Here is a 13,071-nt window from a genome sequence, read left to right on the forward strand (position 1 = left end):
TTGATATGACGTCGGCGGTGGTCATCTTTGGGGGGATCATGGCCTAGTGCTTAAGCCGGATCATGGACCTTTATCAATAGGCCAAGTTGCAGCACGATGGAGTCTCTTAATTTTCGCATATGGAGATTCATCATGAGTAATCGAATCGACTACGCCAAAGCTTCGGCTGATGGTTTCAAGGCTTTCGGAGCGGTGTACGTCACTCTTCAGAAAAGCGGTCTGCCAAAACAACTGGTCGACCTGGTGTATCTGCGAGTTTCGCAAATCAATGGCTGTGCATATTGCATCGATATGCACTCCCGAGACCTCCTCAATTCCGGCCTTACGGCAGACAAGCTCGTACTCGTACCCGTGTGGCGCGACGCAGGGGAAGTATTCAGTACCCGCGAGCGCACCGCACTCGCCTGGGCAGAAGCCGTGACACGCGTAGCCGAAACCCACGTTCCCGATGTTGACTACGAAGCCGCTGCTGCCGAATTCAACGATAAAGAACTGGCTGATCTAACCTATGCGATCGGCTTGATGAACGCCTTTAATCGATTCGGAATTGCGTTCCGCTCGCCTCCCGCCGCCACCAAAGCATGAAGGCCTCGTAAGCGAGTGCTTCGCTCGTAGCACGTCGATTCGTTAGCCATCCTTGCGGAACCTTTATGAACCGAGATATTGAGCTCAGAGGCGTCGAGCAGTTCGCAGATACCTGCGCATGTCATGGGTCATTCTGGAGTTAGGTCCATACTTGAGGGACGCTAATCGTTCGTTCGACACGTGACACACCAGCGCGAACATGAATCTCGATCGTCAGCAGCGTGGTGCGGCGGCCGAATTGTAGGAGTCATTGGTCACCGCTCGCATGAAAATCTACTGATGGGCGATTCCTCTGTGTTGACGACCGGGTTCTACACAAGGAGTTACGAAGTCGTGGCGTGGGAGCGGAATTGCTTTCTGTCTCTCGTGTATATGCGTAGGGAACAGTTGTAGATAGTTCGTGTTCGATACGGGTTTGCACAAGGCACTATGGCAGCGCTTCGATTTTAGAAGGAGTGCTCGCTCATGCCATGGGCTTCTTTGAGGTATTTGTTGACCTCGATGGCGATGAGTCGGGCTGCTGATGCAAGTGCTGTGTAGCGTGGGTAGTAGCCATACAAATAGTTGGGCTTAGCACTTGAACTGTATTGACCCTTCCACTGGAGTGTAATAAGCGGCCGCTCGCGGCACCTTTCCTGACGCCGCGCAAAGACGCCGCGCCGAAAATCGTAATGCCGGAGGACTCCCAATGATCAAGACAATCTGTGTGTATTGCGGCTCCGCGCTCGGAACCCGCCCCGTCTATGCCGACGCCGCAAAAGCGTTCGGCCGTGCGCTGGTCGAAGCGGACATGTCACTGGTTTATGGCGGCGGCCGCGTTGGCCTGATGGGTCTCATCGCCGACGAGGTGCTCGCGAGGGGCGGCCGCGCCGTCGGCGTGATTCCTGAACTACTGCTTAGCAAGGAAGTCGGCCATACCAATCTTACCGAGTTGCACATCGTGCCTGACATGCACGAGCGCAAGAAGAAGATGGCCGAACTGTCGGATGCGTTTGTCGCGATGCCCGGCGGAATCGGCACGTTCGAGGAGCTTTTCGAGGTCTTTACATGGGCGCTGCTTGGTTATCACCAGAAGCCGGTCGCGCTACTCGATGTCGTCGGGTACTACGATCCGCTGCTCGCAATGCTGCAGCACACCGTCGAGGAAGGGTTCATGCAGCGCGCGTATCTCGGCATGCTGCAGGTGTCGGCGGAGCCAGCGGAGATGATCGAGAAGCTGAAGCGTTATGTGCCGGCCCGCTACGACAGATGGGCTGAGAAGCATAACGCGGTCTGATTGAACTAGGATTAGAAGCCGATAACGTCTCCGCCACGATAGCGCCACTCCATCCGTGGCCAACTCGCGGTGCTGAGGGAGCGGAATAACGTTTGCGGGAAAATACACCCGCAACTGGATGAGCGCCGCTTTCCTTGTTACCGGATTTGTCCTTGCGCAACTGCCGCATAGGTACAAACGAACGTTGCTTGTACCTTCAACACATTTTGCGCTACTAAATTCACTATCCTCAATAGGACGTGTCATGACTATCGTTAAAGCTGCCGCAGTACAAATTAGTCCGGTTCTTTACAGTCGGGAAGGCACGGCCGGAAAAGTCGCCAAAAAGAATCTCGAATTGGGTCGCCAGGGTGTGCAGTTCGCTACCTTCCCGGAAACCGTGGTGCCGTACTAACCGTACTTCTCGTTTGTGCCGTCGCCTTACGCGATGGGCGCCGACAGATTCGTTTGCTTGAGCAGTCGGTAACGGTCCCGACGGCCACCACGTTGGCCATTGGTAACGCGGCAAAAGAGGCGGCCACGGTTGTGTCTATCGGCGTGAACGAGCGCGACGGCGGTACGATCTATAACACCCAGTTATTGTTGATCGCGGACAGCACCTTGATTCAGCGGCGTCGAAAAAAATTCCCCGACTTACCATGAACAAATGGTCCTGGGGGCCAAGTCGAAGGGTCGGATCTCAAGGCGGCCGACAGCGCGGTCGGGCGAATCGGTCAACTGGCTTGCTGGGAGCATTACAATCCACGCGCGCGTTACGCGCTGATGGCCGATGGAGAGCAAATTCACTCGGCAATGTATCCCGGTTCGTTTTCGGGCGACGCTTTTTCCGAGTAAATCCAGGTCAACATCCGTCAGCACGCACTGGAGTCCGGTGCGTTCATGACCAATGCCACCTAATGGCTGGATGCGGAACAGCAAGCCATGATCATGAAGAATAGGGGATGCCCAATTGGCCCGATCTCGAGCGGTTGCTTTACGGCGATTGTCTCGCCCGAACGTGAGTTGCTGGGCGAGCCGCTGCGTTCCGGCGAGGGAGAGGTCATTGCCGACCTTGACTTCCGATTGATTGACAAGTGCAAACGCATGATGGATTCGCGGGGCACCATAGTCGGCCTGGCATTCTTAGGTTTGCTGATTGATCGCACGGAGACTTCGCATGTGCACGAGCGGACCGCCCAGTCGAAGACGGTTGTCGAGGATTCCGTGGAATTGCTCAAGTAAGCGTTTGATAGAGCGGCAACGATATTACAACCGTTTGACTTGCGCATCTAAATTCGCTTCCGCCCAACCGGTGCAGGAGCGGGAGACCTACGGATCGGTGCGCACTCGAATGAGAAACGCGGGAGCGGGATTACGCTGTGCGTCGTCTGGAATTCAAAGATTGCGAGCACCTCAAAGTCGGATAGGCCCGGCGTATTGGAACAGTAATGACCACGCTTCCTCGATCACAGACGAGACACACTTCCAAGGATGTATGTTCTGTTGAAGACTGTATTGTGCCGAACGAAGGTCACACGACACTGTGGTCGTGCTCACCTCTGGCCCAGGACAGAATTGGGCCGGCATTGGCTTAATGCGCTGCCCACTCGATCGTGCTCGAATCCACGCCATCCTTGTACATGTCCCAAAGCGGGCTAAGCGAACGCAGCTTCGCCACCGTAGTGTGCAGTTGGAGGATCACCGCGTCTACATCCATCTCGGTCGTAAATCTTCCTAGTGTGAAACGAATCGAGCTATGAGCTAGTTCGTCGTTTCGGCCCAATGCGCGAAGTACGAACGATGGCTCGAGAGAGGCCGAGGTGCAGGCGGATCCTGACGAAACGGCGACGCCTTTTATGCCCATGATCAGTGACTCGCCTTCCACGAAGTTAAAGCTGATGTTCAGGTTGTGCGCAATGCGATGCGTCATGTCTCCATTGACATAAGTTTCCTCGATCTGCTTGAGCCCCGCCAGCAAACGGTCGCGCAGCGCGCCTACCCGCATGCTCTCGGATGCCAGCTCGAGTTTGGCGATTCGAAACGCTTCGCCCATTCCCACAATCTGATGGGTCGGCAGGGTGCCTGAGCGCATGCCACGTTCGTGGCCACCGCCGTGAATCTGGGCCTCGATGCGCACGCGGGGCTTGCGCCTCACGTACAAGGCGCCGATTCCCTTGGGTCCATATACCTTGTGCGCGGTAACCGTCATCAAATCCACATTAAGTTCATTCACGTCGATGGGCACCTTTCCCGCGGCCTGTACCGCGTCGCAATGAAAAATAATGCCTCGTTCGCGGCACATCGCGCCAATTTTCGCGATGGGTTGAATCACACCAATCTCGTTGTTGACCATCATTACAGAGACAAGAATCGTGTCCGGGCGCAGTGCGTCGCGTAGCGCATCGAGGTCGAGCAGTCCGTTATCCTGAACATCAAGATAGGTGACTTCGAACCCTTCACGCTCGAGATCTCTGCATGTGTCAAGCACGGCTTTATGCTCCGTTCTAACCGTGATGAGGTGCCCCCCCTTGCCTTTGTAGAAGCGCGCCGCGCCTTTGATGGCCAGGTTGTTTCCCTCTGTGGCGCCCGAAGTCCAAACAATCTCGCGCGAGTCCGCGTGCAGAAGCGCAGCGACCTCCGTGCGCGCAGCCTCGACAGCTTGTTCCGCGTGCCATCCGTAGCTGTGACTACGGGAAGCGGCATTGCCGAAGTTCTCGTACAGAAAAGGCACCATTTTTTCGACCACACGCGGATCGACGGGTGTCGTTGCGCTGTAGTCCATGTAGATCGGCCGGGTCGAATCTTTGTATTGGTTTTCCATTGAACATACTCCAGTGCGAGTGCAGATCGTGTGCGAGGTCAGCTTCAAATCCGCGAGTCTAGCGCTGCTTGTCAGTCCAGAAGTGCTTCTCCCTTGCTTCCAGTAGGGTTGTTTAAGGCACAGGTTGCAAAATCAGGGTTTACGACATCTTGAAACACTTTTAGATTAAGCCTTTAATAATAGCTATGACACAAAGCTAAATTAGTTGATTAGCTTGCCGGCGGAGCCGGGCGATTTGATCGTGACAAAGGAGCGAGAGATGGACAACACCGGGGTACTGCAAAGCAATCGCGAAGACGCGCAGCGTCGGTATAGAGGGGCGCTTGGGATGTTCGCGACGGGCGTCGCGGTGATTACTGCACCGCGGGACGAGGGGGCCCCAATTGGTATCACTGTGGCGTCATTCAACTCGGTTTCGCTGGATCCGGCTCTGATCCTGTTTTCGGTGGATCGCCGCAGCTTGAGCTTGCCAGACTTGTGCGCCGCGAAGTCCTACGCGGTCAATGTCCTCGACGAAAGCCAGCAGGAGATATCGAATCGTTTTGCCAAGGCAAATACCGCCAAATGGGACGGAATGGACCAGATTGGCGCTGACGGCAGGGCAGTTCTGCTGCCCGACGCGCTTGTGACGTTCGAATGCGAACCGTACGCCCAGCACGACGGCGGTGACCACGTCATTTTTATCGGCCGTGTTACGCAATACCAAGCGCGCGCAGACGGCCGCCCGCTGATCTTCTTTGGCGGTAAATATCACGCTTTACACAGCTTTCAGCCCATTGCGGCCTGAACACACACGTCGTATGACCCAGGAGAACATCATGATCAAGAACGGGACCCAACATATCGCGATGTTGCACGATGGCCGGGAAGTCTATTTGAACGGTCAGGCTGTCGCTAACGTAACCGAGCATCCAGCGTTTCGTAATTCAATCCGCAGCTACGCCAATTTGTATGACTATCAGGCGCGCCCGGAGAATGCCGAGAAAATGACGTTCAAGTCGCCCGATACAGGCGACGGGGTGAGCCGAATATGGCAACTGCCGACCAGTTACGACGAGCTTGTCCAGCGCCGCACCGCTTTGGAGGCCTGGACGGAATTGCACTATGGCTTCATGGGTCGTTCGCCGGATCACGTGGCGTCCTGCATCTCGGGGATGTATATGGGCATTGACGTGTTCGAGCAATACGATCCGGCCCGTGCTGGCGCTTTGCGCGACTACTACAAATATGCGCGGGACAACGATCTGTTCCTGACCTATGTGATCGTCAATCCGCAAGCGAACCAGGCCAAGGGGGCGCACGAGCAGGAAGACAAATACCTGGCGGTGGGCATCGTGGATCAGGATGCGGAAGGCATCACGGTACGTGGTGCGAAGATGCTTGCCACGAGTGCGATCATGGCGAACGAAGTGTTCTGCAGTTGCATACAGCCACTTCGCGAAGGCGACGAAATGTACGCGCTGTCGTTCGCCGTGCCGATGAATACCAAGGGCATGAAGATCATGTCACGGAAGTCGTACGAGGAGAATGCGCCGTCGGTCTTCGACAATCCGCTTTCCAGCCGCTTCGACGAAAACGACGCAGTTCTCTATTTCGATGATGTGAAGGTGCCATGGGAGCGCATTTTTGTCGCAGGTGACGTAGCAATGTGCGCGAAGCAGTTTCACGCCACGCCGGCGCACAGCTACCAGAACTACCAATGCCAGGTTCGCTTGATGGTCAAGCTGCGGTTTCTCGTCGGCATTGCACTCAAGATTACCGAGGTCAACGGCACCAACGGTTTTCCTCAGGTCCGCGAAACGCTGGGTCAACTGGCGTCTGAGGCTGCGATGGTGGAGGCCTGGGTGGCCGGCATGGAAGCAAGCGGTCACATGGAACAGGGCTACTACGTCCCTGATCGAAATCTGATGTACAGCTCGCAAGTGGTGACGCAGCAGCTGTACTCGAAGGTGCTCAATACGCTGCGTGAGCTCGCTGGCGGCGGGATGATCATGTTGCCGTCGAGCGTACACGACTTCGAAAATGATGACCTGTTGCGGATCATTGAAAAGACGCAGAAATCACCCGTATGCAATCCCGAAGAGCGTGTCAAGTTCTTCAAACTTGCCTGGGACGCTGTCGGTTCCGAATTTGCATCCCGTCACAACCAATACGAACTGTTTTACGCGGGCGCTTCGTTCGTTACGAAAGGCCACGCGTACCGGACCTATGACTGGAAGCGCGCCACGCACCTTGTCGACAACATCATGGGCAGCTACTCCCTCGCTGACGAACTTGCGCCGGCGCGGCGCGCTGCCTGAGAACTTCGACCTTTTTCTTGTTTTTACTTTCTTATTTCAGGGAGCATGGCATGGCCATCAACAAACTTCATGACGAATTTCACGCGTTGGATTTGTCGGCAGGTTGGGAGGTTCCTCCTGGTTACCCGAGCGGGATCGAACAAAAGATTCTGTCTGGCTCGCTGGATGAGAACAGCGGTACTGGCAGCCGCACGCGCTTATTGCGTTTCCAGCCCGGGGTATTTACCACGGCTCCGTTTGTGCACCGTTATTGGGAAGAGGTTTATCTGATCGATGGTGACCTGACCGTTGGCAACGACGCAGAGGGTGGGGGCGGGGAGTCGTTTGCGCCGAATACCTACGCATGCCGTCCGCCTGGTGCGTATCACGGTCCCTTCAAGTCTGAGGCCGGTTGCACGTTGCTCGAAATTCACTACTTCGATCCGGCCTGATGATGCTGCCCACACTCAATGCGCTGCTAACCCAGCTCGCTGATGGCAGGATCGATGCGCGTGGATTGCTCGCGACTTGCGTGGCGCGCATTGAACGCCAGAACGGGGAAGGCCCGCGCGTCTTCCCGTACGGCGTGAGCGCCGCCGCGGCAGTGCAAGCGAGCGCGAGCGATCTGCTGCGAGAACACGGGGTCGCAGGTCCACTCGCGGGCATTCCGGTGTCCGTCAAAGATCTCTTCGACGTACAAGGCGAAGTGACACGTGCAGGTGCCCGAATCCTACCCGAGCGCGCTGCGACGCGCGACGCCGTCGCTGTCGGGCGCTTGCGCGCCGCAGGCGCGATCTTCGTCGGCCGCACCAACATGACGGAGTTCGCTTATTCCGGCGTGGGAATCAATCCCCACTATGGGACGCCGCGCAATCCCTTCGACCGGGGCGTCGGCCGCATTCCCGGCGGGTCATCATCGGGAGCGGGGGTCTCAGTAGCAGATGGGATGGCTGCAGTCGCGATCGGATCAGACACGGGCGGTTCGTGCCGTATTCCAGCTGCGTTATGCGGGACTACAGGCTTCAAGCCGACAGCTGCGCGCATCTCGCTGGACGGCGCGGTGCCCTTGTCGTCGAGCTACGACTCTATCGGCTCGATGGCGCCCAGTGTCGCGTGCTGTGCGGCGGTAGACGCGGTCATGGCCGGCGACCCTCGCTCGATTCCCGCGCCGCGGGCGGTGCGCGGCCTGAGGCTTGCGGTACCGTGCAACGTTGTGCTTGAAGATATGGACTCGGACGTGGCGAACGCGTACGAACGCGTACTCGTTCGGCTTGAAGCGGCGGGCGCTTTACTACAGCGAATCGAGTTCGCCAGTTGGAATCAAGTCGCCGAATTGAGCTCGCATGGAGGACTGGTGGCAGCAGAGGCATGGGCGTGGCACGTCGAGATGATCGCCGGTCACGCGGAGCGCTACGACCCGCGGGTGCTCTCGCGAATTCGCTTCGGGAGCCAGCAAAGCACCGCCGAGTATCTGAGGACGAAGGCGCGTCGCACGACTTTGTGCGAGCAAGCCCACGACGAGCTTCGACCGTTTGACGCGGTGTTGATGCCGACCGTGCCCATCGTGGCGCCCCGTATTGATGATCTCACCGATGAAAACGTCTTTACCGCGACGAACCGCCTGCTGCTGCGCAATCCTTCCATTGCCAACATGCTCGATCTCTGCGCTGTATCACTGCCGTGTCATGAGAATGCTAGCGCACCTGTCGGCGTAACGTTGATGGGACCACACATGAGCGACCGCCGTCTGCTCGCGGCGGCCATGGGCGTGGAAGCGCTTATACGCGAACAGACCGGAAGGGCGTAGTGGCCTCAGCATGTTTGTCCGAAAAATCGCCCCCAAACCGACAAGGAGTTTCCGATGAAAACACTCATTTTTGATATTGAAGATCGCAATGGCCATTCCGAGCGTGTCATGGCCATCGACACGCTGGTCATTGCCGGTTGGACCGGCCGCGACACGATAGCAATGGGAAAGCATATTCGCGAACTTGAAGAACTGGGCGTAAAGCCACCGGCTTACACACCGGTTTTTTATCGCGTGGCCTCCGAGCGACTCGGACCGATGGCTCAGGTTCAGGTGAGCGGTTTTCAAAGCAGCGGAGAAGTCGAGTTCCTGCTGCTCAGGGACCGGGGAGAATTTTTTGTGGGTATCGCGTCCGATCATACGGACCGCGAAGTCGAGACCTATGGCATTACCGTATCCAAGCAAATGTGCGACAAGCCGTGTTCGCGCAAGGTATGGCCGCTCAACGAGGTCTCAGCGCATTGGGACCAGCTGGTGCTACGGGCCCATGCAACCATCGACGGAGAACGCGTGCTTTATCAGCAGGGCGCGGTCACGGCCATGCGCTCGCCACAGGACTTGCTCGAACGATATGAAGACCATGGCGGCACGTTTATCGACGGCACGGCCATGCTCTGCGGCACGCTGGCTGCGCTGGGTGGCATCCGGCCCGCAGAGCGCTTCGAGATCGAACTGGACGACCCGGTACTAGGCCGGACGCTGCGCCACGAGTATGCGGTGCAGCCCCTACCTGTCTTGGGATGATTTCAGGAACCAGTCAGCACACGGACATTTGGGGAGGACATAAGACAACATGACACAGGTCGATTTAATTCTTGAGACCCGCGCTCTGACGAAGTCGTTCAATGGCTTCACCGCTGTGAACGGGGTCAATCTGCGTGTCCAGCGGGGCACGATACACGCGTTGATTGGACCCAACGGCGCGGGAAAAACCACGTGCTTTAACCTCCTGACTAAGTTTCTGACGCCTTCGGATGGACAGATTCTCTTCAATGGCGAGGACATTACGCACGCAGCGCCGGCCGCGATTGCTCGCAGTGGAATCATCCGGTCGTTTCAGATTTCTGCCGTGTTTCCTCATTTGAGCGCACGCGAAAACGTTTGTGTCGGACTGCAACGTGCGCTGGGGGTGTCGTTCTGCTTCTGGAAAAGTGCGGCGGTGCTAAAACAGTTCGATGAGCGAGCCATGGTGCTTCTGGATGAGGTTGGGCTTGCGGCGTTCGCAGACGTGCCGACTGTTCAACTGGCTTACGGCCGCAAGCGAGCATTGGAGATTGCCACGACGCTTGCCATGGACCCGGAGTTGATGCTGCTCGATGAACCCACTCAAGGCATGGGAAGTGAGGACGTGGATCGCGTCACGCAACTAATCAAGCGGGTATCGGCGGGGCGCACGATTTTGATGGTCGAACACAACATGAAGGTAATTTCGAGTATCTCTGACACGATCACGGTACTGCAACGCGGCGAAGTGCTGGCGGAGGGACAGTATGCCGTTGTCTCGGTTGACCCGAGAGTGATGGAGGCTTATATGGGGACGACCTATGACGAACACCAGGGAGCCGTCGCATGAGCGAAGTTGCTGTTGATATGCGACCGATCAAGCGTCCGGACGCGATCGAGATATTCGATTTGCACGCGTGGTATGGCGAATCCCATATCCTGCACGGCGTCAACCTGCGCGCTGCGCGTGGCGAGGTCGTAACGCTTCTTGGCCGAAACGGCGCCGGCCGCAGTACGACGCTAAAAGCCATCATGGGTTTGACGGATACCCGCAAGGGTTCGATTCGGATTGACGGTAGGGAAACCAGCACGCTCTCGACTCAGCGTGTTGCGCGTTGCGGCGTCGGTTATTGCCCCGAGGAGCGCGGCATATTTGCGAGTTTGTCCTGCGAGGAAAACCTGATGCTTCCGCCGCGCCTCGCTGCCGTTAATTATGACGATGCTGTCAGTAACGTGATGTCAATTGCGGAGATCTACAGCCTGTTTCCCAACCTTGCCGAACGCCGTGCAAGTCAAGGCACGCGCCTGTCGGGTGGTGAACAGCAGATGCTGGCGATAGCACGCATTCTACGTACCGGTGCAAAGCTCTTGCTGCTCGACGAGATATCCGAGGGGCTAGCGCCGGTCGTTGTCAAGGCGCTGGCCCGATTGATCGCGTTGCTGAAGTCGAAGGGCTACACGATCATTCTTGTCGAACAGAATTTTCGCTTTGCCGCGCCCCTCGCGGATCGCTTTTACGTCATGGAACATGGTCAGATTGTCGAGCATTTCGAAGCTGCGCAGCTCGACGAAAAGATGAACGTGCTTCACGAACTGCTCAACGTTTGAACCGGACGATTACCGTGGAACTGTTTCATATCCCGTTATCTGCATTCTCAAGCCAGTTGATGCTCGGCCTTGTCAACGGCTGCTTTTACGCCGTTCTTAGTCTGGGCTTGTCTGTCATCTTTGGCTTGCTCAACGTCATCAACTTTGCACATGGTGCTTGGTTCATGCTCGGCGCATTGTTGGCGTGGATGGGCGGCACTTATCTAGACATCAACTATTGGGTCATGTTGTTGTTTGCGCCATTGCTTGCCGGTGCGTTCGGCGCCCTGGTCGAGCGGACCATGCTGCGGCGTGTCTACAGGCTGGATCCGCTGTATGGGTTGTTGTTGACACTCGGGCTCGCGCTCATTATTGAGGGCCTAGGGCGCTCCGCATATGGCGTCTCCGGATTGCCCTACGCCACGCCCTCGCTGCTGACGGGGGCCATCGATCTGCATTTCATGATGTTGCCGACGTATCGCTGCTGGGTCGTAGTGGCATCCGTGGCAGTGTGCTTCGTAACGTGGTGGACCGTGGAACGCACCCGCATCGGGACATTGCTGCGAGCCGCGACGGAGAACCCAAGTATGGTCGTCGCGTTCGGTGTCAACGTCCCGGTCATGGTGACGCTGACCTATAGCGTCGGCGTTGCTGTCGCGGCGCTAGCTGGCGTGCTTGCTGCGCCAATCATGCGGGTCTCGCCACTGATGGGCCAGAACATCATCATATCGGTGTTCGCGATCGTGGTGATCGGTGGCATGGGTTCGATCCTTGGGTCAGTGACCACCGGCATCGCGCTTGGTGTGATTGAAGGCCTCACGAAAATGTTCTATCCGGAAGCGTCGGCGACCGTTGTGTTCGTCATCATGGCGCTAGTGCTGCTGGTCCGTCCAGCAGGGCTCTTTGGTAACGCGAAATGAGGTGCAGTATGCAGAAGTCAGTTCTCAACGGCGCGGTGATGGTGCTGCTGGTAGCAGCTCCCTGGCTGGGCGCATACCCGGTATTTCTCATGAAGCTGATGTGTTTCGCGCTATTCGCGTGCTCATTGAATCTGGTACTGGGACGGGTGGGATTGCTGTCGTTCGGACACGCAGCATTTTTTGGCGGTGCCGGATTTTTCGCAGGCTATGTTATGCGCGACCTCGGCTGGCCACCTGAAGTGGCGTTATTGCTCGGCACGTGCGCTGGTGCATTGTTCGGTCTTGTGTTCGGGCTGCTTGCCATTAGGCGTCAAGGGATCTACTTCGCGATGGTCACACTCGCGCTCGCTCAGATGTTTTTTTTCTTCTGTGTACAGGCGCCTTTCACCGGTGGCGAAGACGGTCTGCAGGGCGTGCCGCGAGGTCACCTGCTAGGCGTGATTTCGCTCGACAACGACCTTACGCTTTACTACCTGATCCTTGCCATCAGCGTCGCAGTATTTGTGTTCGTTAACCGGATCACATCGTCGCCCTTCGGAAGGATCATGACTGCGCTAAAGCAGAATGAGCCGCGTGCGATCTCGCTCGGCTATGACGCGAGTCGTTTCAAATTGCTGGCGTTCGTTCTGTCGGCGGCCATCGCAGGATTGGCGGGCGCAATGAAGACACTTGTGCTTGGCTTCGAGACACTATCGGACGTGCACTGGACGATGTCTGGCACAGTGATCCTGATGACACTGCTAGGCGGCCTCGGAACCCGCTGGGGGCCGGTTATGGGCGCTGTCATATTGATCACACTCGAAACCAAGCTTTCTTCGCTCGGTGTCTGGCTCGCCGAGGTGACTCATATCGTGTCATTCCAGAGCCTGGGCGAGTTGGTCAGCCTCGTGACTGGAATCATGTTTGTCGGCTGCGTTCTGCTGTTTCGCCGGGGGATTGTAGGCGAATTGGCTTCCTGGGCGAGTAAGCGCAAGCGTCTGGACACGACGCGACACAAAGATCTTCCCGCCACGGTGAATGGTTTCGAGGGCGGCGGCAAGCTGGGCTAAGCGACGTTGAGATGTGAAAACCTTCAAATTAATCAGGAGAACGAT

At 57.0% G+C, this 13,071-nt stretch carries 14 protein-coding genes and 1 pseudogene; 14 read left to right on the top strand and 1 reads right to left on the bottom strand.

The window, feature by feature from the left end; all coding sequences use genetic code 11:
* The first annotated feature begins 132 nt into the window (after positions 1–132).
* The 5 genes and pseudogenes from ACMX25_RS30435 to ACMX25_RS30455 all read left to right on the top strand — a co-directional run bounded on the left by ACMX25_RS30435 (position 133) and on the right by ACMX25_RS30455 (position 3,082).
* Positions 133–585, top strand: a complete 453-nt coding sequence (locus ACMX25_RS30435) for a carboxymuconolactone decarboxylase family protein (RefSeq protein WP_414953630.1) — start codon at positions 133–135, stop codon at positions 583–585.
* A gap of 691 nt (positions 586–1,276) precedes the next feature.
* Positions 1,277–1,861 (top strand): LOG family protein, encoded by a 585-nt coding sequence (locus tag ACMX25_RS30440; RefSeq protein WP_414953694.1) that lies wholly within the window; start codon positions 1,277–1,279, stop codon positions 1,859–1,861.
* Between the two features lie 244 nt (positions 1,862–2,105).
* Complete coding sequence (locus ACMX25_RS30445; protein WP_414953631.1) at positions 2,106–2,255, top strand: hypothetical protein; 150 nt, start codon at positions 2,106–2,108, stop codon at positions 2,253–2,255.
* Positions 2,256–2,347: 92 nt separating this feature from the next.
* Positions 2,348–2,695, top strand: a pseudogene (locus tag ACMX25_RS30450) (nitrilase-related carbon-nitrogen hydrolase).
* 87 nt (positions 2,696–2,782) lie between these two features.
* Complete coding sequence (locus ACMX25_RS30455; protein WP_414953632.1) at positions 2,783–3,082, top strand: hypothetical protein; 300 nt, start codon at positions 2,783–2,785, stop codon at positions 3,080–3,082.
* A 349-nt stretch (positions 3,083–3,431) separates the two neighbouring features.
* Here the strand turns inward: ACMX25_RS30455 and ACMX25_RS30460 are convergent, their stop codons facing one another.
* Positions 3,432–4,661, bottom strand: coding sequence for an IscS subfamily cysteine desulfurase (locus ACMX25_RS30460; protein WP_414953633.1), 1,230 nt, complete (start codon positions 4,659–4,661; stop codon positions 3,432–3,434).
* 259 nt (positions 4,662–4,920) lie between these two features.
* On the opposite strand from ACMX25_RS30460, the gene ACMX25_RS30465 reads away from it, so the two are divergent.
* Genes ACMX25_RS30465 through ACMX25_RS30505 form a run of 9 tightly spaced genes read left to right on the top strand, consistent with a single transcriptional unit; the run spans position 4,921 to position 13,026 of the window.
* Positions 4,921–5,448 (top strand): flavin reductase family protein, encoded by a 528-nt coding sequence (locus tag ACMX25_RS30465; RefSeq protein WP_414953634.1) that lies wholly within the window; start codon positions 4,921–4,923, stop codon positions 5,446–5,448.
* Positions 5,449–5,479: 31 nt separating this feature from the next.
* The gene (locus ACMX25_RS30470) at positions 5,480–6,961 is read left to right on the top strand and encodes a 4-hydroxyphenylacetate 3-hydroxylase family protein (RefSeq protein WP_414953635.1); all 1,482 of its coding nucleotides are present in this window, start codon (positions 5,480–5,482) and stop codon (positions 6,959–6,961) included.
* 50 nt (positions 6,962–7,011) lie between these two features.
* A complete protein-coding gene (locus ACMX25_RS30475; RefSeq protein WP_414953636.1) occupies positions 7,012–7,392 on the top strand; it encodes a cupin domain-containing protein in 381 nt (126 codons plus the stop codon).
* A 2-nt stretch (positions 7,393–7,394) separates the two neighbouring features.
* Positions 7,395–8,747 carry an amidase gene (locus ACMX25_RS30480; protein WP_414953695.1) on the top strand — a complete coding sequence of 451 codons (1,353 nt, stop codon included), beginning with the start codon at positions 7,395–7,397 and terminating at the stop codon, positions 8,745–8,747.
* Between the two features lie 54 nt (positions 8,748–8,801).
* Entirely contained in the window at positions 8,802–9,491 is a 690-nt protein-coding gene (locus ACMX25_RS30485; RefSeq protein WP_414953637.1) for a DUF2848 domain-containing protein, read from the top strand.
* A 49-nt stretch (positions 9,492–9,540) separates the two neighbouring features.
* A complete protein-coding gene (locus ACMX25_RS30490) occupies positions 9,541–10,320 on the top strand; it encodes an ABC transporter ATP-binding protein (RefSeq protein ID WP_414953638.1) in 780 nt (259 codons plus the stop codon).
* The gene (locus tag ACMX25_RS30495; protein WP_414953639.1) at positions 10,317–11,078 is read left to right on the top strand and encodes an ABC transporter ATP-binding protein; all 762 of its coding nucleotides are present in this window, start codon (positions 10,317–10,319) and stop codon (positions 11,076–11,078) included. Before ACMX25_RS30490 ends, ACMX25_RS30495 begins: the two co-directional genes overlap by 4 nt.
* A gap of 14 nt (positions 11,079–11,092) precedes the next feature.
* Entirely contained in the window at positions 11,093–11,977 is an 885-nt protein-coding gene (locus ACMX25_RS30500) for a branched-chain amino acid ABC transporter permease (RefSeq protein WP_414953640.1), read from the top strand.
* An 8-nt stretch (positions 11,978–11,985) separates the two neighbouring features.
* Positions 11,986–13,026, top strand: a complete 1,041-nt coding sequence (locus ACMX25_RS30505; protein ID WP_414953641.1) for a branched-chain amino acid ABC transporter permease — start codon at positions 11,986–11,988, stop codon at positions 13,024–13,026.
* Positions 13,027–13,071: the final 45 nt, after the last annotated feature.

The organism is Caballeronia eucalypticola, assembly GCF_047608185.1.
Classification (GTDB): Bacteria; Pseudomonadota; Gammaproteobacteria; order Burkholderiales; family Burkholderiaceae; genus Caballeronia.